This is a genomic window from Pseudoalteromonas sp. NZS11_1 (assembly GCF_015864275.1).
Classification (GTDB): Bacteria; Pseudomonadota; Gammaproteobacteria; order Enterobacterales; family Alteromonadaceae; genus Pseudoalteromonas; species Pseudoalteromonas arctica.
In genome coordinates, this window is record NZ_JADYXK010000041.1 from 1 (window position 1) to 22,366 (window position 22,366).

Sequence of the window (22,366 nt, forward strand, 5' to 3'; positions counted from 1 at the left end):
ATATCAATGGATATTACAACAATGTTAGACCGCATCATTATAATGCTGGTTTAGCACCAAATGAATCTGAGATTAGATACCAAGATTCTAAAACTGTGGCCAAAATTAGTTGACCACTACACTGCGCCCGTTATTGAAAAGTCATAAGCAAAGGAAAGTATGAGTTCATCTATACAAAATGCATGCATGAAAGTTGCCCGCACAAACATGTGGGATAATAAACCTTCAGATACCTCACCAATGTTAGAGTATCAAGAAAAATTAACTCTAATAGGTATTGAAGCTCTTGCACATTTCAACGATCTTGGTGCAACTGAACAAGATGTTGCCGATGCTATTCATTACATTGATCAAGTTTATGCAATGCCTCCAATCAAGAATAATATTGTTTGGTTTAAAGAAACTCTGTTTACAATTTTCGAACCAGCGTTTCCAAATGGCGGTGTTTCTGATGAGGCTGCAAAGTTTGCAAATAGATTAATTACAGGTTTAAAAGAACAATTGGCATAATTGCTTATAACAAGAGTCTAAGGTTACGACAGTCCGCTCATGGCACTTTCCAGCCACTCGACAACATAAAATATTGATAATAATTGGCAAGGTATTTTACTGTGTCGGATGGCGTGGGGAAGCCACTTATCCGACACACGTCAAAAGGTAGATTGGTTAAGCCGAAGACACCACCCAACAGAGTATCGATTCACGCCTTGAAGGTCAGCTTTTGGCTGTGAGTTCAACTGTGAGCGAAAAACTGACTGTCAGCCCCAATTACCCCAAATATTGATTATCTTATAAAAGAAACAACAACGACAACCAGAGTAATAAACCTCGCAGTCATAGCCTAATTAATAAGCATAAATTGATGAGGTATTGTTACTTTTAGTATCTTATTGTTATTTATTGATCGTAATCAATAGATAACCCTTTAATACTCACTACACTTAACTTGCTGAGATGGGGCCGAGTCTATTCTTATGGAGTTGGTAATATCATTGAAAAATATGATTTTAGATTGTGAAGGAGAATAATATGCGAATAGGTAATATTTTATGGCCTACGGATTTTTCTGATACTGCATCACATGCTTTGCAATATGCCATTGAAATGGCGAATTTATATCAAGTAGGCATTCGTATTTTACACATTGTTGATCAGCCTTCAGATAATGAGAATTATATGATCCTTGCGATAACTCCCCAAGAGTTAGCTAAAAATATGGAAGACGCTGCGGCGAGTAAAATGCATGAGTTATTAGGTCAGTTGAATACTGATTTAAAGATTGAAACGGTTATTCGACATGGTGATGCCATTAATGAGATTTTAGATGAGACTAATGGCGGTGATATAGGCATGGTGGTAATTGCCAGTCATGGAAGAACCGGACTTTCTCATTTTTTGAATGTTAACGTTGCAGAAACGATCGCCAATAAAGCTGATTGCCCAGTGTTAATAGTCAAATAAAATTGGCGCGTATCTCTTGTCCCGCTGCGGTTTTAGACGGGACAAAGTGGCCAGCAGGTTGGGTAAAAATGTGAGTTGTGTAAACATCAATACACGGTTTAATTGCCCGAAAGTGAACTTTTCATACTGGGGCAGTACCTGTATGTATAACCTGGTCTTTTCCTCTTGAATTGACTGAATAATGAAGGTCCGCTTATGGCCACTCTCCAACCACTCGACAACATAAAATATTGATAATAATTGGCAAGGTATTTTAATGTGTCGGATGGCGCTTCGCTTATCCGACCTACACTTACACAAAACCGCTTATTTGGCGTCTCTCACCGGTAAAATAAAGCGTTTATTCAATACTAATACCTTGCTTTAAAAGGTACTCCACTGCTTTATTAGTATGTGGCTTAAACGCTTTCCAACGGCCAATTGCTTTATTGTTAAGTGGTTGGCGTACTTGCATTTTACTTGCAGTAGAAACCGGTGCGGTATTTAAGTGAAAATCTATACATTGCTCTTGCCACTCTAAGTTACAAAAGCTGACTAACTCTTTAATTTGCTGCTCGGGCTGTGCGACTAATTCTTCGTATTTTACTAATTTTATATTGCTGTGTTGCATGCTGAAGTGCTGCATTAGTTTGTAAAAACGGCTATAAAATTTAGCGGTGTCGAGTAAATCGAGCGAGTACGCGTAGTAGGGGTTATTAATGGTAAATAGCTGGCGGTAGTTGCCAATACAGGTGTCCATTGGATCGCGCAGCATACAAATGATTTTAGCGTTTGGCAGTGCTTTGGTTATTAAGTCGATATAAAAAAAGTTAAACGGGAGCTTATCAATAAAGTGTTTATGGCTGCCTGTTATTACGCGTGTTGCGTTTAAATAGGTTGACCCAAGCTGATTAAAATCAAGCTCGTAGGCTTTACTGAGCGTTTGAGTGTCGAGCACGTGAGGTGTTTGTGTTTGGCTTAGCTTTTTAACGCTTAGGCCAAAGTCTTGTAATTCACCGGCTGATTGCACGTCGCTGTGGCTCGATAAAATACGCTCAACTAATGTGGTGCCAGAGCGGGGCATGCCTAATACAAAAATAGGTTCGGCCGTTGGGTTACCTTGTGTTAGCGCTTGTTTGTGCTGTTCACTTAAGAGTTTAATATGTTCAAATAACTCAGTTGAGCTTTTATGATCAAACGGCTGCACAGCACGTTTTGCTACTTTACCTTGCTCTAACGCGTTACAAGCGTCTGAAAATTCACCAATATCTTGATACTCTTTTGCTAAAGCATGGCCAATATGCAGTTTTGCATCGGGGTGCGTTACTTGCTCAAATACGTTTTTTAAGCGCTCAATATGGTTGTTTTGCTTACTTACTTTAGTTAAATCACTTAATGCAAAATGACTTTGATGATGCAGCGGGTTAAGCGCTATGGCATTTTCAAAAGCGTGTTGGGCTTTATCAAATAGCCCTAAAAACTTAGCGCTTACACCGTAGTTATAATAAAACGGTGGTTGAGCTTTGTTAGCTGCTGTAGCCAGTTTAATAGCGCACTCAAAGTAGTTAAGTGCGTGTTCGTGAATGCCTGCTTGAGTAAGTGCAACGCCGAGTGTGTCGGCATCAAGTGCTTTAGTTATTTGCTTTAATGGCACTGATAGCGCGGTGTTTTTTGCTTTTTGTAATTCGCCAGTAAGTGCGTAACATTTAGCAAGTTGCGCGGTGTATTCAATACTTTGGCCAAGGGTAAGGGCTTTTTCGATGAGCTTTATTGCTTTGTGTATTTGCCCAACAGTTAAATTAACCATAGCTAACAAAAAATACCCATCAGCAAAGTCTGGTTTGAGTGTAACTAACTCCACTAGGGCTTTGTGTGCTTGCTCTATTTTACCTTGGTTTAGGGAGTGTATTGCGCTTTGATGAAGTTGCTTTAAATTTGGCTGCATGGTTTTGGTAATTATTATTTTGTAAAAGAAAATAAAAAGGCTCAAATAAATTTGAGCCTTAAAACATTGTTTAAAAATTACTATAAATTATATTTCAAATTTGTAGTTAAATTTAACACCTACCGTAAGCGGGCGATTAATGTAATGGCCGTAGTTACGTTGTATGTCGGCGCCATTAGCGGATGTTATATCTGCATCTGAACGACGAACGGATGTAACCGCGTATTTGTTGAATAGGTTATCAACATATAGCGTAGTTGACCATGCATCAGCCGTTAATTTAGCTGAAATATTACTTAAGCTGTAACCAGGTAGTGTTTCGCCGTTATCACGAAGTCCTACTCTTGAAAGCACGTCGCTTTGCGCGGTTAAACCGTAGTTAATATCAAGCGTTTTGTCGTTAAACACATCTGTTTGATAGTTTACACCCATCGAAAATTGGTTTTCAGGTGAACCAGGTAAACGGTCGCCGTCTTCTGCGCCACCGGTACCATCGGCATTAAACAAAAATGGTGCGTCTGATGTTAGCTCTGCTTTTGTGTAGGCATAAGTTGCATAAACCGAGAACGAGTCAGATAAAATTGCACGAGTTGATATTTCAACCCCTTTTGCATTAGCGCTGCCTGCGTTTGAAATATATGTTAATTGGCCTATATCCGTAGCGCCCGTAATTTGTGCATCATCCCAATCTACGTTAAATAACGCGGCGTTAAAGTGTAGTTGGCTTCTAAACCATGTACTTTTAAAGCCTAGCTCGTAGTTTGTTGTGGTGTCGGCTTCATATAGTAATTCGTCAGGTTTGCCACAGCCTGTTTGTTGATCCTCAACAATTGGATCAGGACAAGACACTAAACCGTTTGAGCCGCCAATTCTGAAACCTTCACTTACTGTTACATAGCCCATTACAGAGTCAGTAAACTGGTATTTAGCATTAAATTTAAATAAGTTACCGTTATCGTCAGCCTCATCTTTCTCGTATTCAACAGTGATCGCATCAGGATCTACTCCACCATACAGTGTATTGGCTAGCGGGAAGTCAAAAGCCGCTTGCGACTCTATATCGTATTTGTAAAAACGGGCACCAATGGTCACATCTAATTTGTCGGTAACTTGGTAGCCAACTTCACCAAATAGTGCAGACTCAGTGACGGTACTTTTTGTAAGCTCTAAGTATTCTAATGAGTCAGGTCTTAGCTGCTCGCCACCAAAGTTATCGATAGCGAATTGGTCAAACCCAGGCGTAAACTCTCTGCTTGATGCTTCGGTTTCTGTTTTGTTGTAAAAGCCACCCACAATCCAGTTAAAGTCGCTGTCGCCTTGCGACACTAAGCGAATTTCTTGAGTGAAGGTATCTTCTTCGTCTATTTCACGGGTAAACGTTGAAAACGAAGGAAATTCTTCATAGCCGTAATCAAGACGAATAAGTAAATCGGTTTGATCGCGTTGGCCGTCGGCATCAAAGCTTGAAATACCGGTTGCCGATACGAGCTCTGCAAAACCTAGGTCGGCTTTTAGTTCAAGGCTTAGTAATTGATCTTTTTTCTCGCGAGGCTCTTCAAAGCGATAAGCTGATTCGTATTTACCTATTACGTCGCTTAAACCGTTGTTTGCATTAAGGCTGTTGTAATGAACAATCGAGCGGCCTTCGCTGTCTTGGTTTTGGTAAAAGTAGTTAAGCGTACCTTCAAACGATTCATTTGGTTTAAAGCGAACAGAAATACGACCAGTAGTGGTGGTTTCGCCGTTGGCGTCTTTTACATTTTTAAGGTTGTTATTAACTGCTGAGCTATCGCTCCAATCTGGATCTGGCAACGATACGCCTGGCTCGCGTACTACGTAGCCGTAATCGATAAAACCAGGGTCTTCATATACATTTAAGCTGGCGCGAACTGCTAATTTATCTTCGATAATAGGAAGGTTAAATATAAAACCGCCTTCGCCACCTAAAGAGTCACTTTCTTTTGTTTGAAACAGGTCGCCGTAAACTTCAAGCGATGTAAAATCAAGCTCAGGCTGTTTAAGCATGTAGCGAATTGCACCGCCCAATGTGCCTGCACCATAAAGGGTGCCTTGTGGCCCAATTAATACTTCAACGCGCTCAATATCTACAAGGCGCATATCTACCGAAACCGGAATTTCGTTAATGTAAGTAGATACCGTGCCACCATCTGACGATGGACCAGAAGAGTTTGTATTTAAACCACGAACAATAATAGGTGAGCCAGAGCGACCACCTTGATCGGTGATTGTTAAACCAGGTACCCAGCGTGCAACATCCGCAAGCTCATTGATATTTTGATCTTTCATAATATCTGCATCAAGGGCTGTAATATTTAGCGGTGCATTTTGCACAGAGCCGCTGCGCCTTGTTGCTGTAACTTCGATTACTTCGAGTGATTTGTTTTTAGCTGCAACTTCTTCTTGAGCAAGTGCGGCATTAGGCAATAAAAATACGCTAGAAACAGCGCTCGAAATAGCCAAGGTTAACAAGCTTGGTTTAAACATAAAAAGTGATCCCCAGTTCAAATGTTTTACATTAGTAAATTAAGTTAAGCAGTTTATCAGGGAGTGAAGTAGCTTGGAATATTTAAATTGAATTTTAATTCACTTTTATAGAATAAATATGGTTGGTGTGTAGGGTTTTTATTTACTTAATAGGCAATACAGGCAATAGTTTAGTGCTATTAGGTACAGTTAGGTTAAAAATCACACCCTTGTTTAAAGGTAAATAGTCATTCATTTTTTAAAGATGGCTTTATGACGTGTTCGTTAAACAAATTATTACATTAAAATTGATAGTTTATAATGTCATTAGTTATGCTTTTATCAGCACTATTAAAGTGTGTTTTTATCCCCATTAAGAGTGGTAGTCGTATTTATAAGTAACTGTGTAAGTTATTGAGTGAGCGTGTTTGATTGCCGCTTCGTATTCTCTTTTTTATTTTGTCCGCACTTTTTTGTGCGTGTTTTTAAGGATTAACAATGAGCCAACTATTTTCGCCTTTATCACTTGGGCAAGTAACGTTAGATAACCGTATTATTATTGCACCCATGTGCCAGTATTCAGCCAATAATGGCGCTGCTAGCGATTGGCATACTATTCATTTAGGCCAATTGAGTTTAAGTGGTGCAGGGTTACTTATTTTAGAAGCAACAGCAGTAAACCCAGAAGGGCGTATTAGCTACGGCGATTTAGGGCTTTGGAATAACGAAACCCAGCAAGCCCTGGGCAAAAGCCTAAAAGCTGTAAGACAATATAGCCCTATGCCTATTGGTATTCAGTTGGCGCATGCTGGGCGCAAAGCATCAACTGAAAAACCATGGGACGGTGGCGATGCTATTGCACCTGATGACGTTAATGGCTGGCAAACCGTGGCACCTTCGGCAATTGCGTACGACGCTAACAGCCCAGTGCCAAAAGCAATGAGTCAAGACGACATAGACTCATTAATTAAAGACTTTGTCAGTGCAGCTAAACGCGCTGATGAACTCGGCCTTGATTTAATCGAGCTACATGGTGCGCACGGTTACCTGTTACACCAGTTTTTGTCGCCACTTTCAAACAAGCGCGATGACAACTACGGTGGCAGCCTAGAAAACAGAATGCGCTTATTGCTTGATGTGTTTAAAGCGGTAAGAGCGGTATTTCCTAGTGAAAAAGCGGTAGGTGTGCGTATTTCGGCAACTGATTGGGTTGAAGGCGGCTGGGATTTAGATCAATCGATAGTGCTTGGTAAAGCGCTTGATGAACTCGGCTGTGACTTTATTCATGTAAGTACTGCGGGTTTAAGTCCTGAGCAACAAATACCAGTAAAACCTAATTTTCAGGTACCGTTTTCAACAGCCATAAAAGAAGCGGTTAAAATGCCTGTTATAGCGGTGGGTTTAATTACTGAGGCGCAACAAGCCGAGGATATTATTAGTGAGCAGCAAGCCGATGGTGTAGCGCTGGCGCGTGGCATTTTATATAACCCGCATTGGCCGTGGCATGCAGCTGCAGAGCTTGGCGCTACAGTAACTGCACCTAAACAGTATTTACGTTCAAGCCCACATGGGCAGCCGTCACCAATTAAATAAAGTTTAGTTTTTTTGTAAAAACCCAACCCGCGTTTGCTGGTTGGGTTTTATTATTTTATAAAGTAGAGACACACATGACCCAGCCAGGCGTTTCACCACAACCACTTAGCAATACACTCGTTACTATTATTGCTTTGTGTTGCGGTCTTATTGTTGCCAATATTTATTACGCTCAACCTATTATTGAGTTGCTTGCCCCAGAAGTTGGATTAAGTGCGCACAGTGCTAGCCTTATCGTATCGCTTACACAAATAGGCTACGCTTTGGGGTTGTTTTTTTTAGTGCCATTAGCTGACTTAATTGAAAATAAGCGTTTAATGCTTATTACTTTAGCTGTGTCGTTTTTGAGTTTAGTGGGGACTGCACTTGCTGATTCACCTAATGTAATGCTTATTCTATGTTTAATGATAGGTATGAGCTCGGTTTCTGTTCAGGTGCTTATTCCGCTTGCTGCGCATTTATCGTCTGACGAAAAGCGCGGACAGGTTCTTGGCAATATTATGGCGGGTCTCTTGCTAGGTATTTTGCTGGCAAGACCTATATCGAGTTTAATAGCCGATCACTTTGGTTGGCGTGCTGTATTTTACTTTGCAGCAGGGTGTATGGTGTTTATTGCAGGCGTAATTTATTTTGCTATTCCAAGCAGGCAACCTACCCATAAAACAACGTATTTTAAGTTATTAAAATCGCTTAAACAGTTAATGATTAGCCAGCCAGTGCTGCGCCAACGTTCACTTTTTCAAGCATTAATGTTTGCATCGTTCAGTTTATTTTGGACGAGCGTACCGGTTGTGCTTGCCCGTGAGTATGGTTTATCGCAATCAGAAATAGCATTGTTTGCATTAGTGGGTGCGGCAGGTGCTGTAGCTGCCCCCATTGTTGGTCGCTTGGCAGATAAAGGCTATACACATCAGGTATCGTTACTGGCCAAAGTAATTGCAGCAGTGTGCTTTTTACCAAGCTTATTTGAGCTACCTTACGGCATTATAGTATTGGCATTAACCGGTGTGTTTATTGATTTTGCTGTGCAGGCCAATATGGTATTGGGTCAACGTGCAGTGTATGCACTGGAGCCGCAAAGCCGTGCGCGTTTAAACGCTATTTACATGACGAGTATATTTGTAGGTGGCGCAGTAGGCTCGCTTATTGCCAGCCCATTATATGAAGCGGGCGGGTGGACAGGTATTGCTCTGGTCGCTACTGGCATGCCGCTTATTTCGTTGATTGGTTATTTGGTTACAACTAAAAAGCAAAGTAAGGCTGTGAGTTAAAAAATTACCGGATACAACATAATAAAGTCACCATGTTGCGTGGTGACTTTATTTAGGTTATTTAGATTATTTGGTAGTTAATTAAGTAGTCTGTTTTTTTGCGTTTGAAAACGAGCTACCAACAGATGCAATAATAACAAGTAAAATAGCGAGCCACTGCCATAAAGTAAGTAACTCACCCAGTATAATAAACCCTGCGAGCGAAGCTATTGCAGGCTCTAAGCTCATCATTACGCTAAACCCTTGTGAAGGCATGTTACGCAGTGCAACCATTTCAAGTGTGTAAGGCAGTGCACTTGATAAAATAGCAATACCAATACCCAGTGGGATAATTTCCCACGTAAACGCGGCGCTTTGCATAATGCCGCCGTAAGGTACTAGCACTATAGCGGCAACGGTCATACCCAATGCAACAGTGGCTCCACCAGAGCTTTGTGTGCCCGTTTTTTTACCAAATAATATATAACCTGCCCAACATGCACCGGCACCAAGCGCAAGCGCTACACCCAATGGATCAAGGCTGTCTTGGCCGCTCATATCAGGAAGCAGAAGTAAAATACCGGCAATAGCACACGCAACCCAAAATAAGTCACGTTTACGGCGTGATGAAAATAAGGCAACAGCAAGCGGGCCTGTAAATTCAAGTGCTACACCAATGCCTAGTGGAATGCGTTCAATGGCGTAATAAAACAAAATGTTCATGCCGCCTAAACTTAAACCATACACAATTATAGGAATACGATTACCAGAAGTAGGTAAGTGTTTCCAAGGTTTAAACACTAAGCAAAGTATAAAGGCAGAAAAACCAAGCCTAAGGGCAGTTGTACCTTCAGGGCCAACAATAGGAAAAAGCTGTTTTGCAAATGACGCGCCCGTTTGAATGGTCATCATTGCAAGCAGTACACACACGATAGCCAGTAAATAACTTTTTGAAGATGCTTGCATTTTAATCCTTGAGTTGAGTAACTCTATCAATTAGTTATGTAATGCAGGGAGTATAAAAGCTAAACCCGCCCGATATTAATGGCGGCATAGTATCTTTTTTTAAATTTATAGGTAAGTGTTTGCGACCAAAAATAGCGCAATTAAAAGTATATTAAATAGGGCGTGTAAATAAAGTAAGAGGTAAAGTTAGCAAACAGGCGTTTACTAACTTTAATCAGTTGGTTAAAAGGCCTTAGTGGGCACTTTTATTAACTAAGCCATCAAGCGAGTAGAGGCCTCGTTTTTCATCATTTTTGCGTTTAATTTCTTCAAGTGCACGCGATTCTACAGCGTCAAATAAAGCATTAATTAAGCGGTTAAAATGTTTGTGCATTGCGGTGCGCGCTGCATTTGCATCATGCGACTTTAGAGCTGTATAAATAGCGGTGTGTTCGTCCATAACGCACTCGTTATTGTTTTTACACACACTGCCATAGTCAGCAACAATTTGTGGGTTTGTTAAACGTAAATCCCACAAGTTAGACACTGCAAATTCAAGTGCTTTATTGCGTGTTGCTCTAGCTATAATTTCGTGGAACTCACGGTCGGCTTGCTCAACATAAAGGCCTTTTTCCATGGCAATTAATGTTTTATTTAGTTGCTCTAGTTCTTCTTCTGTAATGCTTTGAGCAGCTAAAGCGGCAATTTCGCCTTCAATTAATGCGCGAGCTTGAGTAAGTTCAAATGCACTGATCTCTTTTGATTTTATAGATGCATTTTTTTGTTCTACTACGTAAACACCAGAGCCGGTTTTAACTTCAACTCGGCCACGTACTTCTAATGCGATAATAGCTTCTCTAATGGTAGGGCGACTTACATCAAACATTTCTGCAAGTTCACGTTCAGGTGGTAAACGACTCCCAGCAGAAAATTCGCCTTGATTTATTAAAGACTCAATTTTATCAACTATGCGCCAAAATAAGCGACGATTACCCATACTTTACCTTCATTACCTTAAGGAATAATGGCCTCTGGGGCCTAAAAGTCAAAACCAACTGTTAATACCAGAGGTTACCTCAAAATTCACTATTATGTCAAAATTCTAACGCGATGTTATGGTTAAAAACCACTATACACCAATGGTTGTATTATTGTATTACCAATTTAGTTTAAAATAATGCAATTGGCTAGCTTGATTGGTAATGTTTTTATGTGTTAGGTTAGTTTTAAGGTTATTGAATAATAAATATTGGTAATAAACCGAATTTGGGTTGTTAGTGTTAAGTTTGTTGTAGAAGTATTTGATTGCCCATGGATGGGGATCGCTATTTTTAAATGTGTTTGTAAAATGTGTCGTTGTACGAGAGCTATTTAAGCTTTCTTCTGGGCGTTAACTGTCGTTGGTTAACGCCCATATTTTATTTAGCTAGTCGTTAGGGTACACAACCCCAAGCTGTTTGCGCGCTTCATCAAGTACGCTCATTACGTTACTGGCTAAAATGTGCGTATTAACGGGTGACTCAAGAATATTTTGCTTCACTAATGCCATAAAATGTTCAACTTCGTATTTCATAAAGTGCTCATCAAACGGCTGGGATATAACCTCTACCTCACCATTATTAGCAATAAACTCCACCTTTTTAAGTTGCGATACGGCTTCTATACGTATGCGTCCAAGTTCGCCTTGTATTTCGGTTATGTTGTCGCCTTGCGATATTTTAGAGTAACTAATAACTGCTTGTTTATCAGCGTAGTTTAGTAATACATCGCCCGCACCATCAACACCTGTATCAAGTAATACGCCGCTTGCGTGTACACTGTTTGGTGCGCCCCACAATGCAATCAATAAATACAGTGGGTAAATCCCTAAATCAACCAAAGCACCGTTAGCAAACTCGGGTAAAAATGTATTTGGGCGTTCGCCATTTTTATACTTATCGTAACGCGATGAATATTGACTGTACTGGCCAATATATTTACGTGGAGTGCCAATTTTTACCATTGCCTGTTGCAGCCGTGCAAAGTTAGGCAAGTGAGTGGTCATCATGGCTTCCATGTAAAGGCGCTGATGCTTTTTTGCTGTAGCTATAATGCTTGCAAGCTCTTTAGAATTAGCAGCTGATGGTTTTTCGCCAAGGACATGTTTACCTGCTTCTAGGCACATAACGGCATATTGCTTATGTAAGCTGTTAGGGGCGGCTATGTAGACAGCATCAACATTGCGATCTTGGCATACTTGCTCGATTGAGGTGAAAATTTTTGCTTGTGCATTTTGTGGGTGTTTGGCTAAAAATGCTTCGCCGCTTGATACTGCGCGCGAGCACACCCCATATAAATTGAAATCGTTTAATGTATTTGCAGCGGCTAACAGTGTGTCGCTAATAAAATTGGTGCCAACAATAACAAAGTTCATGCTCACTCCTTAGCTTAAATAAAAATAATAAGAGTGTTTAGTTTAACATTTTTTTAGTCCTATATGCTCGAGGAGAACATCCAAACCAGCGTTTAACATTAACACTTAGCGTTGCTTGTTCCTGATACCCTAAAAGCTCAGATATGGTTGATATTGTAAATTGGTTTTGCGCTAAATAGTGTGCAGCTAAAGCGCGACGAGTGGCATCTTTAAGTTTTACAAAGCTCGTATTATGTTTGATAAGTTCTCGATGCAGAGTACGCGGGTGCATACCCAGCGCAGCTGAAATAGTTTGGTTACTACATTGATAAATAGGAAGCATAGGCCTAATTAGTGCACTAACTTGGTTGGGTAATGGTTGTGTGTGTTCTTTGTTTTTTGCCAAGAAGCTTAGCGCTGCTTGTACTTTATTTAGTTCAGGGTGATCAAGCTCAAGAGTTAAATCACTTTTTGAGATTACAATACCAGCGCTGTTGCGATGCTCTATAACGTTACAACCAAAGTAAGTGTTATAGGCACGAGTATTAGTACTTAATTTTTTTGGCAAAAATATATTAATTGGTTTGCAGCGGTTATTACTCAGCTTTTTAATAACAGCCAATGCTAAACCAATGGTTAGCTCAATCACTTGGTTAATGTTCGGTAATGGTTTTAAATTAATTTCGAATGATAAAAACAAGCTTTTATCATTCTCTAAAGGGTGCGAGTTTAAGCTAAGTGCAGGGCTGTGCAAGTGAAGGTATTTAATAACCCAATTAAGTGCATCACCTAAATTAGTACTACTTTTAGCTGCTATTGCAATATGTCCTAAAATATCAAAATTTTGTCTACTTGCGAGCTTAAGGCCAAAACTAGAACAATTGAACTTACAAGCACAGTATTCTAATAGCTCAGCGTAATCTCGATAAGGTAAATATTGGTTATCGAGATTTTTAAAGTCAACGTTATTAATATTACAGTTTCGCATTATTTCATGCGGATCGCCGCCAAATTCGCTAATTAGCGTGTCTATACTTTGTAATGACGTGGCTCTGATTAGGCTGCTCATGGTTAACCTCAAATAAATGATGTCTAAAAATATCAAGTTTTGTTGAGTTTTTCTATGCACTATTACTGTTAAAGCCGTTTAAAACTTTTATTAAGGTACATCATGAACAATACAACATTTGATTACATTGTGATTGGCGCAGGTAGTGGCGGCTGCGTTATGGCATCGCGATTGTCTGAGGATAAAAATGTAAGTGTGTGCTTAATTGAAGCTGGCGGCAGTGATAACAGTGTATTTGTGCAAATGCCAGCAGGCATAGCAGCGAGTGTGCCTTATGGCATAAATAGCTGGCATTACAATACGGTGCCACAAAAAGAGCTTAATAACCGATGTGGTTTTGTGCCGCGTGGCAAAGTGCTGGGCGGCTCGAGCTCGACTAATGCAATGGTTTACATAAGAGGTAATAAGTACGATTACGACCAATGGGCGGCTAATGGCAACACGGGATGGGATTTTGATAGTTTACTTCCGTACTTTATTAAAGCTGAGAACAATAAAGCGTTTATAAATAATGAGCTGCACGGGACAAAGGGTCTGCTACATGTACAAGAGCTAAGTAACCCAAGCGATGTAAACCAGTATTTTTTAAATGCCTGTGCTGAGCAGGGCGTTAACTTAAGCGACAATATAAATGGTAAAGAGCAAAGCGGCGCACGTCTATCGCAGGTAACTCAGCACAATGGCGAGCGTTGTAGTGCAGCAAAAGCATATTTAACACCGCATTTAAACCGCCCCAATTTAACGGTATTAACCCATAGCCACGTTAATAAAATAAATATAACCAATAAGATAGCGCAAGGCGTGCAAATAGAGCGTAATAAAGAGGTTATTAATTTACGTGCTAAAAAAGAGGTAATACTTAGTGCTGGCGCTATTAATTCGCCTCAAATATTAATGCTTTCAGGTATTGGCCCAAAAGAGCAGTTAAGTGCACATAACATTAGGGTTCAGCACGTACTTGAAGGTGTTGGCGCTAATTTACAAGATCATTTAACGGTAGTGCCACTTTATAAATCAAAAACAAATAAAGGCACATTTGGTATAAGCCCGCTAGGCATTGCCAGCATTATAAAAGGCTGTGTTAACTGGTTTAGTAAACGAGAAGGGCGATTAACCAGTAACTTTGCAGAGTCGCACGCGTTTATTAAATTATTTGAAGGCTCGCCAGCGCCCGATGTGCAGCTAGAATTTGTAATTGGGCTGGTGGACGATCATAGTCGTAAATTACACACTGGGCATGGTTACAGTATACACAGCAGTATTATGCGCCCCAAAAGCCGAGGTACTATTACATTAGCTGATAACAACCCGCGTAGTGCACCGCTTATAGACCCTAATTATTTAAGCCATCCAGATGATTTAACTGTAATGCTTGCAGGCCTTAAAAAAACACTCACTATTATGCAAAGCAAAGCTTTTGATAACATACGCGGTAAAATGCTCTATCCGCTTGATATAAATAATGATGATCAGCTAATTGAGTTTATACGCCAAACTGCAGATACCGAATATCACCCAGTAGGGACATGTAAAATGGGGCAAGATCCAATGGCAGTGGTGGATACTAATTTGCGAGTGCACGGGGTAAGTAACTTACGCGTAGTCGATGCGTCGATTATGCCTACCATTATTACCGGCAACACAAATGCACCGGTAATTGCGATTGCTGAAAAAGCAGCTGATTTAATTAAACACGAAAAGGTGTAATTAAATAAACTGTAGTAGGGCTATTAATTAGCTATAAAACTCATTTAGCCATTGTTGCCAATCGCTTTCAAGATGTAGCATTTGCTGATGCTTTTTAGCGTTTAGATGCTTGGTTTCGTCCTCGCTTGCCATATAGGGTCCAACGCGGCAAAGGGGGCAATGGTTAGATGTTAAGTATGCAGGTTTGGTAAGACGTGAGCTTAATTCGCTAGTATGTGTGTCAATACTTTTTGGGCTGAAAACGTAAGTTATCCCGCTGGTGTCTTTTACGTGTTTATCGCGGTCAACATTACGAATTTTATAACCTTCAAAATGGCTAATATCAAATGGGATTTGGCCTAAATAATCAGCGTTTAAACCGTTATTTAAACTCCCTTCTATGTTCCATTCTCGATAAGGTTTTACATCCTTTGAAGTGATATAACACAGCATTGGGCCATTTTTATCAAGCGCGTATTCGTTAGCGTATTTAATAAATTGATGCAGCAAAGCGCGGTTTAATACGTTCATACTGGTTTGGCGCGTGTTGTTTTCAAATGCTTCACGGCCAACAAAGGCAGGTATAAGCGGAAATTGAAAAATAACAACATCAAAGCTGTGCTGGTTTTCACTTAGAGTTTGCCAACACGCGGGATTTGTTACATCAAAACTATTAAGTACCTCAACGTTATGCGCTTTTAGATTGCCAAGTGCATTGTGCTGATACTTTTGCTCAATAGTAGTTTGGTCATCGTAAGTGGATGCAACCAAAGCTTTTGGCGATAGATGAGTGTAAATAGCGTTCGAAAACGATAAATCGCCATCGCCTACGGTGAGTATTCGCCATTGAGGATTTAAATACATATTTTATTTAGCGTTTATGTTTGTAGCAGTATTATTTATATCGCTATTTGTTTGTGAGTCTTTTGCTAGTAAACGATGAAACGCAAGTCTGGTTTTTAACCCTTCAATTGCGATTTGTTTAATAATAAGATTAAAGGTAATTAAAATGGCAAAGGCAATATGAATAGGGCCGTGAGTAAATCCTGCATCTGTATCGTACAGTGTTAAACCAAATAGCAAAAATAAGACGACTAAGAAAATTTCGAGTAATTGACTTGAATAAAAGCTTAAACGACCTTCGCTTTTATGATCTTTTTTAATGCGAATAGCACAAAAAAATGGGATCACTTTGATTTTAAATGCAGCGTTTTTTTCTACGTAGTTTTCGCCAAGTTCGTCGAGTTGTTGGCGTAGTTGGTCAATCATGGTGTGTCCTCAAATAGCAGTGCGCGGATATTACCTTATTACTGTGCAACATTTAAGTTTACAGCTGCTATTTAGGATAAATACTCATACCAATAGTAAGAATGTGACAAACAAACACAACAGAGGTAAGTACTACACGCATTTTTTGATAATCTTTATGGTAGGTTTGCCATTGTGGAGTGGCCTTTTCAAATATAAGTACTAACCAAAAACTAGCACCTAGCCAAGCCAGTGCCCACTCAACAGGTAAAAATGATAAAAATGGAACTGGGATAACAGGTAATACCGCTTTAATTGCATTGCTATAGCTTTGCTCTCCGGCGCGCCACAAGCTACCTGCCATAAATGCTAAAATGGCGATACTGTAAAAAGTAAAAAACTCTAAGTTAAGGCTATTACTGCCAAACATAAGCGGCCAACCCACACACCCTAAAAACGGGATTAAGCCTAAGTAACCTAGTTGTATGTGGTTAAAAAATTTTTCCATTACGGCGTGCCTTATATTTAATGACTTATTTGAAGCGCGGCTATTGTAGCAGTATTGCGATTAGCGATCTTAATAATTCGCCAGCGTTTACAATCCAAATAATGCTTACGATAAAAGAGATTATATAGTTCAATCCAAAAAACCGATTGTTTTAATCTAAACAATCAATTTTATTTAATTATCCATTAGCCTTATTGTATTAACCAAGCCAACGCAGAAGGTCGTTTTAAACGAGAGCGTTGATTACTTTTTAAATACATTAAATATAGATGAGGAAATACCATGAGCACTTCATTAATCAATACAAAATTACAACCATTCAATGCAACCGCTTACCACAACGGTGACTTTGTAGAATTGTCTGAAAAAGATGTTCTAGGTAAATGGTCAATCTTCTTCTTTTACCCAGCTGATTTTACGTTTGTATGTCCTACTGAACTTGGCGATGTTGCAGATCATTACGCACAACTTCAAGAGATGGGCGTAGAAGTTTACTCAGTATCTACTGACACTCACTTCACTCATAAAGCATGGCACGATACGTCAGACACAATTGGTAAAATTACTTACCCAATGATTGGCGACCCAACAGGACGTATTACTCGTAGCTTTGGCGTAATGATTGAAGAAGAAGGCTTAGCACTTCGCGGAACATTTGTAATGAACCCGGAAGGCGAAATTAAAATTATCGAAACTCACGATTTAGGTATTGGCCGTAGCGCTAAAGAACTAGTTCGTAAAGTACAAGCTGCACAATACATTGCAACTCACGACGGTGAAGTTTGTCCTGCATCTTGGCAGCCAGGTGAAGACACACTTGCACCTTCACTAGACCTAGTTGGTAAAATCTAAGTATAGATTTATTCCTACTATGAGGGCAGGTAAATGCCCTTAAATCAACGAACATCCGTTTGTTGGTGCCTCCTATATCAATATACTTGTTTAAGCACATGCATTATTTGGCATGGGAGGCTTGCTGTTTAAATTTTCCTAAAAGGGTTAAGCCATGTTAGATAACAACATAAAAAATCAATTAAAAAGCCATTTTGAATCGCTTACTCAACCTGTTGAGCTGCTTATTGCCTTGGATGACAGCAAAAAATCAGCAGAAGTAGAAAGCTTAGCGAACGATTTAGCTTCACTGAGCGATAAATTTACGGTAATAAACAACCCAGATACAAGCGCGCGTCGTCCGTCAATGGTTGTACATTCACCTATTAAAAACACCCATATTACGTTTGCAGGCGTACCTATGGGCCACGAATTCACAAGTTTAGTGCTAGCACTTTTACATACTGGCGGACACGCAAGTAAAGCTAAAAGCGAAGACATTGAACAAATACAATCGCTTACTCAAGAACTTAACTTTGAAGTATATATAAGTTTAAGTTGCCAAACGTGCCCGCAAGTAGTCCAAGCACTTAATACTATGGCAGCGACAAACAGCAATATTAAAGCGACCATGATTGATGGCGCATTATTTCAAGATGAAGTAGAAGAGCGAAATATTTTAGCTGTACCGGCTGTATATTTAAATGGCGAACCATTTAGCCAAGGTGCACTAAGCCTTACCGACATACTCAATAAAGTAGATAGCAAAGGTGCACAGCGCCAAGCTGAATCGCTAAGTAAAAAAGATAAATTTGATGTACTTGTAATTGGTGGCGGGCCTGCGGGCGCATCGGCTGCGATTTACTCAGCACGAAAAGGTTTAAATACAGGTATTGTTGCCGACAGATTTGGTGGACAAGTTGCAGATACATTAGCAATAGAAAACTTTATTTCGATTAAGGCGACTGAAGGGCCAAAATTGGTTGCCCAGCTTGAAGAGCACGTTAAAGAATACGATGTAGATGTAATGCATAATCAGCGTGCAGCGGCACTTGGTTATAACAATGGCTACGAAATCACACTTGAAAATGGCGCAGTACTTAAAGCTAAGTCGCTCGTACTTGCCACTGGTGCACGCTGGCGCGAAATGAACGTACCAGGGGAGCAAGAATATCGCGGCCATGGTGTGGCATATTGCCCACATTGTGATGGCCCTTTATTTAAAGGTAAACCTGTTGCCGTAATTGGCGGTGGTAATTCAGGTATAGAAGCAGCAATCGATTTAGCTAATATTGTGCAAAGCGTTACGGTACTTGAATTTGCAGACACACTACGTGCTGATGAAGTGCTTATTCGTAAAGCTAAAAGCATGGCTAATATTACTATTATCAAAAGTGCACAAACAACCGAAGTACTTGGTGATGGTAAAAAAGTAACTGGCTTAATGTACACAGATAGAGTGTCGGGAGAGAGCAAAGAGCTTGAACTTGCCGGTATATTTGTACAAATAGGCTTAATACCAAATACTGAGTGGTTAAAAGACAGCGACCTTGAATTAAGCAAATTTGGTGAAATACTGATTGATGCTAAAGGCGCAACTTCATTACCAGGCATTTATGGCGCGGGGGATGCAACCAATACTCCGTTTAAACAAATTATTATTGCAATGGGCAGCGGTGCAACAGCAAGTTTAGGTGCATTTGATTATTTAATTCGTCACTCTGAAGAAGCTGATCAAAGCGCTGCTTAATGTAATTAGTAAAAACTCTCTTGATATAACAGCAAGGCTACACCCATAGCTGTTTGTTAACCCAAGCCGCCCTTCTCCAAAGGCGGCTTTTTTAATGCTTAAGAATTAGCACACGATTTAATCGCACCCACCACCAGAATCACCGCCGCTACAATTTGTGTGAGAGTGCGCTGAGTTACTGCTAGAGGAAACTGGTGAGTCACTGCCAGTATAAACTGATGATCCACGTGATGACTTAGCACTGATAAATGTAACTAACAGCAATACGCCTGATACGATAACTATTGTTATTGATGAGCTCCATTGCCCAGTGGAAACGCCTTTAAATACTGCAACAATAAGTACTGTTAGTAATATAGTTCTAATTATGTTTTTCATTTTATGTTCTGATTTTTCACCAGTGGCAGTGCAGTAAAAATTAGCTGATTTTTACGGTATGCTCAAGCGCATTAATAACTGCTCTTTCAAGTATGGGGAGTTTAAACGGTTTTGATATAAACATATCCATACCAGCTTGTTTACATGCAAGTTTATCTTGTGATGAAGTATTAGCAGTTATAGCCACTATGTAGGTTCCTTCATGCGAGCAGATTTTTTCTGATCTAAGCTGCTTTGTTGCCTCAAATCCATCGAGTATGGGCATTATGCAGTCCATAAAAATAAGGTCATAATGCTTTTGGCGACATTTTAATACAGCATCTTGGCCATCAACTGCAGAGTCGGCTTTTATATTAAGTTTGCCTAAAGAAGCATGAAGTACCAACCTATTAATATCGTTATCATCGACTACAAGCACTGATAATTCACTGCCGTTGATATCTAACGTTGATTTAAGGCTTTCTTGTTTTTGTTCTGTCCCTTTCTCAATAGGAATATTTACTAAAAAGGTAGTGCCTTTATTAGGTGTACTTTTTACCTTTATTTTGCCGCTCATATATTCAACAAGTTCTTTTACTATTGCAAGGCCAAGGCCTGTTCCACCTTTTGAATTTTTAGCATCTACTTCTTGAGAAAAAGGAGAAAATAGTGATTCTAAAAAGTTTTTACTCATTCCTCGGCCTGTATCAGACACTTCAATATTTAAACTTAGCTTATTTTTTATTTTAGAAAGGCTGGTGTTTAATGTAACTGAACCATTTTCAGTAAATTTAAGTGCATTACTCAGTAAGTTAGAAGCAATCTGGCTAAGGCGTGTGTTGTCGCTAAACGCCCAGCAGTTGTCATCAATTGTATTATTTACTTGTAGCGTTACATGCGTGTTTTTAAATAGAGGTGTATACAAAGAAGTTAAATCGGTAAAAATTGTTTTTAGTAAAAAGTCAGTAGGTTCAAGCTTTAGCTCACCATGATTAATTTTAGAAAAATCGAGCACTTCGTTAATAATACTAAGTAAAATATCGGCGCTTCTAAGTCCTATTTTAATTTTTTCAGCGCGAACTTCTTCACTGTGTTCATCAACTAATGTGGTTAGCATACCTGTAATGCCATTCAGTGGGGTTCTTAATTCGTGGCTGATTTTAGCAAATAGCATGCTTCTGTCTTCAAGTAGACGCTCTGCTTGAGCTTGCTTTTGTTTAAGCTCTTCTCGGAGCATTACTGATTCGGTTACATCTTGGCAGGTGCCAAATAATCGGACACATCGGCCTTCATCAAATTCGGCCTCACCAAAGGTAGCCACCCATAAGTGTTTATTTTTAGCGGTTACTACTTCTAGTTCTAAATTCCATTTTTTGCCTTTTTCTATGGCTAATTCTACCGCGCGAGTAATGCCTTCACGACTTGGGCCTTCTTTATAAAACTCGATTGCAGAATTCATTTGCGGTTGAAATTGTTCATCCACTTCATGTATGAGATATGTTTGCTCGCTCCAGGTGATTTTATCGGAGACTAGATCAACCTCCCACGTACCTATATTTGCAACGTGCTCTAACTTTAATAAAGTATTACTATTTTTTATGAGTTGTTCTTTAGCTTGGGTGCGAGCAAATTCCGATCCAAGCCATTGTGCAAATAATTCGATGTAGTCATAAGCATCATCGTTAAAAGCGAGGGAGTCTTTTGCGGATGAAAAGTTAACGGTGCCAAATATTTTATCACCAATTTTTATTGGCGCGCCAATATAAGACTCTAACTGAAAGTTTATATAACAGGGGTGGTTTGCAATTGCACTTTGAGATGCTTTATGAAAGGCAAGTGCAGAGCCTGCAGCGAGCGTATGTACGCAATAGGTGCCTTGTAATTCAAACACGGTACCGGGTAAAAGTGAGTTGTCAGGGGTTTTGGCATATAAAACGGTGTAGCTGTTTTTATCTACTTTACTAATAATACCTAGCTCAAGGTCAAATACTTCTAACCCAAACACTAAGAGCTTATTAATTTTATTTTCAAAATCAAGAGATTGATTAGAAACTATATCGTGAAAACATCGTAAAAAATTCAAAAGAAAACACCCCGTAAGCTTTTGTTCAATTTATATAATACATAGGCCAATTAGGGCATTGGTATTAGTTTAAAATCCAGTTTAGCAGTTTTAATTACTAATAACTAAAATTGATACGTATTAAATTTATAACCTTATGTTTTTATGAACTAAGTTAGTGATTTATTAATAGTGCTAGTTTATAGCGCAGCATGCCGCCGAGCATATAATACTCAGCGGTATACTTTTAATACGTTGAATTTGGGGTATATTGCGGGTTGATATCGCCGCCTACTTCCTCTGGGTCAACATCGTTAATAAGCAGTGTTTCACGTACAGCTTCAATGTGATCAAGTACGCTTTGGTAGCGCTCGCCATATTCATACTTTGTCACTTCAATCGCTTTAGGCATGTAAGTAAAAGCTATTTTTAGGGCGTGGAGTGCTTCTTCGTTTATTTTTTCGCTCATAATATTCTCTTATGTGTAGGCTATAGCTAACCTGAGTTCTGGATAATAAATCTATCTCAAGCAGCTATTTTTAGCGCTAACTGCGTTGAATTTCCTTGCAATAGACCAGCTATTGACGCGTAAATTCGCCTTGTTTTCACCAAAAATTTCTAGCTAGAGAGAAACAGACTTAAATATCGTTATTATTTATAGTGTTTTTAAATCTCTTAACCAGAATTCATATATGGTCTCCTCCAGTATTGCAAGGTGTCATTCAACGATAGCAGGGACAGGTTTGCTGTCATATATACGGTCTTTTAGTGAAGATTATTACTTCTGACCTTGATGTAATCCGCGC

The 22,366-nt window shown here is 39.5% G+C and carries 19 protein-coding genes; 7 read left to right on the forward strand and 12 right to left on the reverse strand.

What is annotated here, in order from left to right; genetic code table 11:
* Nucleotides 1-159: 159 nt before the first annotated feature.
* Together I6F44_RS18690 and I6F44_RS18695 are read left to right on the forward strand one after the other, a co-directional pair.
* Nucleotides 160-510 (forward strand): hypothetical protein, encoded by a 351-nt coding sequence (locus I6F44_RS18690; protein ID WP_197174344.1) that lies wholly within the window; start codon nt 160-162, stop codon nt 508-510.
* A 519-nt stretch (nt 511-1,029) separates the two neighbouring features.
* Nucleotides 1,030-1,461 carry a universal stress protein gene (locus I6F44_RS18695; protein WP_197174345.1) on the forward strand — a complete coding sequence of 144 codons (432 nt, stop codon included), beginning with the start codon at nt 1,030-1,032 and terminating at the stop codon, nt 1,459-1,461.
* 340 nt (nt 1,462-1,801) lie between these two features.
* On the opposite strand, the gene I6F44_RS18700 is transcribed toward I6F44_RS18695, so the two are convergent.
* Nucleotides 1,802-3,385 (reverse strand): tetratricopeptide repeat-containing sulfotransferase family protein, encoded by a 1,584-nt coding sequence (locus I6F44_RS18700; RefSeq protein WP_197174346.1) that lies wholly within the window; start codon nt 3,383-3,385, stop codon nt 1,802-1,804.
* Between the two features lie 87 nt (nt 3,386-3,472).
* Nucleotides 3,473-5,890, reverse strand: a complete 2,418-nt coding sequence (locus I6F44_RS18705) for a TonB-dependent receptor (RefSeq protein ID WP_197174347.1) — start codon at nt 5,888-5,890, stop codon at nt 3,473-3,475.
* A 477-nt stretch (nt 5,891-6,367) separates the two neighbouring features.
* Between I6F44_RS18705 and I6F44_RS18710 the strand changes: the two genes are divergently transcribed.
* Entirely contained in the window at nt 6,368-7,462 is a 1,095-nt protein-coding gene (locus tag I6F44_RS18710) for an NADH:flavin oxidoreductase/NADH oxidase (RefSeq protein WP_197174348.1), read from the forward strand.
* A gap of 74 nt (nt 7,463-7,536) precedes the next feature.
* A complete protein-coding gene (locus I6F44_RS18715; protein ID WP_166379576.1) occupies nt 7,537-8,733 on the forward strand; it encodes an MFS transporter in 1,197 nt (398 codons plus the stop codon).
* An 81-nt stretch (nt 8,734-8,814) separates the two neighbouring features.
* Here I6F44_RS18715 and I6F44_RS18720 read toward each other — a convergent pair whose 3' ends face one another.
* The 4 genes from I6F44_RS18720 to I6F44_RS18735 all read right to left on the reverse strand — a co-directional run bounded on the left by I6F44_RS18720 (nt 8,815) and on the right by I6F44_RS18735 (nt 13,118).
* Nucleotides 8,815-9,678 (reverse strand): EamA family transporter, encoded by an 864-nt coding sequence (locus tag I6F44_RS18720; RefSeq protein ID WP_007581815.1) that lies wholly within the window; start codon nt 9,676-9,678, stop codon nt 8,815-8,817.
* Between the two features lie 232 nt (nt 9,679-9,910).
* The gene (locus tag I6F44_RS18725; protein ID WP_024591884.1) at nt 9,911-10,654 is read right to left on the reverse strand and encodes a FadR/GntR family transcriptional regulator; all 744 of its coding nucleotides are present in this window, start codon (nt 10,652-10,654) and stop codon (nt 9,911-9,913) included.
* 429 nt (nt 10,655-11,083) lie between these two features.
* Nucleotides 11,084-12,070, reverse strand: coding sequence for a Gfo/Idh/MocA family protein (locus I6F44_RS18730; RefSeq protein WP_197174349.1), 987 nt, complete (start codon nt 12,068-12,070; stop codon nt 11,084-11,086).
* Nucleotides 12,071-12,107: 37 nt separating this feature from the next.
* Nucleotides 12,108-13,118: an AraC family transcriptional regulator gene (locus I6F44_RS18735; protein ID WP_197174350.1), complete on the reverse strand. Its 1,011-nt coding sequence runs from the start codon at nt 13,116-13,118 to the stop codon at nt 12,108-12,110.
* A 102-nt stretch (nt 13,119-13,220) separates the two neighbouring features.
* Between I6F44_RS18735 and I6F44_RS18740 the strand changes: the two genes are divergently transcribed.
* Nucleotides 13,221-14,825, forward strand: a complete 1,605-nt coding sequence (locus tag I6F44_RS18740; protein ID WP_197174351.1) for a GMC family oxidoreductase — start codon at nt 13,221-13,223, stop codon at nt 14,823-14,825.
* Between the two features lie 27 nt (nt 14,826-14,852).
* Here I6F44_RS18740 and I6F44_RS18745 read toward each other — a convergent pair whose 3' ends face one another.
* From I6F44_RS18745 to I6F44_RS18755, 3 genes are all read right to left on the reverse strand, one after another.
* A complete protein-coding gene (locus I6F44_RS18745; protein WP_121955528.1) occupies nt 14,853-15,668 on the reverse strand; it encodes a class I SAM-dependent methyltransferase in 816 nt (271 codons plus the stop codon).
* Nucleotides 15,669-15,671: 3 nt separating this feature from the next.
* Entirely contained in the window at nt 15,672-16,073 is a 402-nt protein-coding gene (locus I6F44_RS18750; RefSeq protein ID WP_002960599.1) for a hypothetical protein, read from the reverse strand.
* Nucleotides 16,074-16,140: 67 nt separating this feature from the next.
* Nucleotides 16,141-16,560 carry a DUF3429 domain-containing protein gene (locus I6F44_RS18755; protein WP_165725021.1) on the reverse strand — a complete coding sequence of 140 codons (420 nt, stop codon included), beginning with the start codon at nt 16,558-16,560 and terminating at the stop codon, nt 16,141-16,143.
* 282 nt (nt 16,561-16,842) lie between these two features.
* Here I6F44_RS18755 and ahpC point away from each other — a divergent pair, with 282 nt between their 5' ends.
* Nucleotides 16,843-17,412: an alkyl hydroperoxide reductase subunit C gene (ahpC, locus tag I6F44_RS18760; RefSeq protein ID WP_008134426.1), complete on the forward strand. Its 570-nt coding sequence runs from the start codon at nt 16,843-16,845 to the stop codon at nt 17,410-17,412.
* Between the two features lie 154 nt (nt 17,413-17,566).
* A complete protein-coding gene (gene ahpF / locus I6F44_RS18765) occupies nt 17,567-19,141 on the forward strand; it encodes an alkyl hydroperoxide reductase subunit F (protein ID WP_197113709.1) in 1,575 nt (524 codons plus the stop codon).
* A 117-nt stretch (nt 19,142-19,258) separates the two neighbouring features.
* Here the strand turns inward: ahpF and I6F44_RS18770 are convergent, their stop codons facing one another.
* The 3 genes from I6F44_RS18770 to I6F44_RS18780 all read right to left on the reverse strand — a co-directional run bounded on the left by I6F44_RS18770 (nt 19,259) and on the right by I6F44_RS18780 (nt 22,029).
* The gene (locus I6F44_RS18770) at nt 19,259-19,519 is read right to left on the reverse strand and encodes a hypothetical protein (protein WP_101216793.1); all 261 of its coding nucleotides are present in this window, start codon (nt 19,517-19,519) and stop codon (nt 19,259-19,261) included.
* A 40-nt stretch (nt 19,520-19,559) separates the two neighbouring features.
* Nucleotides 19,560-21,581, reverse strand: coding sequence for a GAF domain-containing hybrid sensor histidine kinase/response regulator (locus tag I6F44_RS18775; RefSeq protein WP_197174352.1), 2,022 nt, complete (start codon nt 21,579-21,581; stop codon nt 19,560-19,562).
* Nucleotides 21,582-21,807: 226 nt separating this feature from the next.
* Nucleotides 21,808-22,029: a hypothetical protein gene (locus I6F44_RS18780; protein ID WP_007581825.1), complete on the reverse strand. Its 222-nt coding sequence runs from the start codon at nt 22,027-22,029 to the stop codon at nt 21,808-21,810.
* Nucleotides 22,030-22,366 lie beyond the last annotated feature (337 nt).

Excerpts from the sequence above, each read along its gene's own strand:
- I6F44_RS18690 (WP_197174344.1), top strand. The coding sequence starts at position 160 with ATGAGTTCATCTATACAAAATGCATGCATGAAAGTTGCCCGCACAAAC.
- I6F44_RS18695 (WP_197174345.1), top strand. The coding sequence starts at position 1,030 with ATGCGAATAGGTAATATTTTATGGCCTACGGATTTTTCTGATACTGCA.
- I6F44_RS18700 (WP_197174346.1), bottom strand. The coding sequence starts at position 3,385 with ATGCAGCCAAATTTAAAGCAACTTCATCAAAGCGCAATACACTCCCTA.
- I6F44_RS18705 (WP_197174347.1), bottom strand. The coding sequence starts at position 5,890 with ATGTTTAAACCAAGCTTGTTAACCTTGGCTATTTCGAGCGCTGTTTCT.
- I6F44_RS18710 (WP_197174348.1), top strand. The coding sequence starts at position 6,368 with ATGAGCCAACTATTTTCGCCTTTATCACTTGGGCAAGTAACGTTAGAT.
- I6F44_RS18715 (WP_166379576.1), top strand. The coding sequence starts at position 7,537 with ATGACCCAGCCAGGCGTTTCACCACAACCACTTAGCAATACACTCGTT.
- I6F44_RS18720 (WP_007581815.1), bottom strand. The coding sequence starts at position 9,678 with ATGCAAGCATCTTCAAAAAGTTATTTACTGGCTATCGTGTGTGTACTG.
- I6F44_RS18725 (WP_024591884.1), bottom strand. The coding sequence starts at position 10,654 with ATGGGTAATCGTCGCTTATTTTGGCGCATAGTTGATAAAATTGAGTCT.
- I6F44_RS18730 (WP_197174349.1), bottom strand. The coding sequence starts at position 12,070 with ATGAACTTTGTTATTGTTGGCACCAATTTTATTAGCGACACACTGTTA.
- I6F44_RS18735 (WP_197174350.1), bottom strand. The coding sequence starts at position 13,118 with ATGAGCAGCCTAATCAGAGCCACGTCATTACAAAGTATAGACACGCTA.
- I6F44_RS18740 (WP_197174351.1), top strand. The coding sequence starts at position 13,221 with ATGAACAATACAACATTTGATTACATTGTGATTGGCGCAGGTAGTGGC.
- I6F44_RS18745 (WP_121955528.1), bottom strand. The coding sequence starts at position 15,668 with ATGTATTTAAATCCTCAATGGCGAATACTCACCGTAGGCGATGGCGAT.
- I6F44_RS18750 (WP_002960599.1), bottom strand. The coding sequence starts at position 16,073 with ATGATTGACCAACTACGCCAACAACTCGACGAACTTGGCGAAAACTAC.
- I6F44_RS18755 (WP_165725021.1), bottom strand. The coding sequence starts at position 16,560 with ATGGAAAAATTTTTTAACCACATACAACTAGGTTACTTAGGCTTAATC.
- ahpC (WP_008134426.1), top strand. The coding sequence starts at position 16,843 with ATGAGCACTTCATTAATCAATACAAAATTACAACCATTCAATGCAACC.
- ahpF (WP_197113709.1), top strand. The coding sequence starts at position 17,567 with ATGTTAGATAACAACATAAAAAATCAATTAAAAAGCCATTTTGAATCG.
- I6F44_RS18770 (WP_101216793.1), bottom strand. The coding sequence starts at position 19,519 with ATGAAAAACATAATTAGAACTATATTACTAACAGTACTTATTGTTGCA.
- I6F44_RS18780 (WP_007581825.1), bottom strand. The coding sequence starts at position 22,029 with ATGAGCGAAAAAATAAACGAAGAAGCACTCCACGCCCTAAAAATAGCT.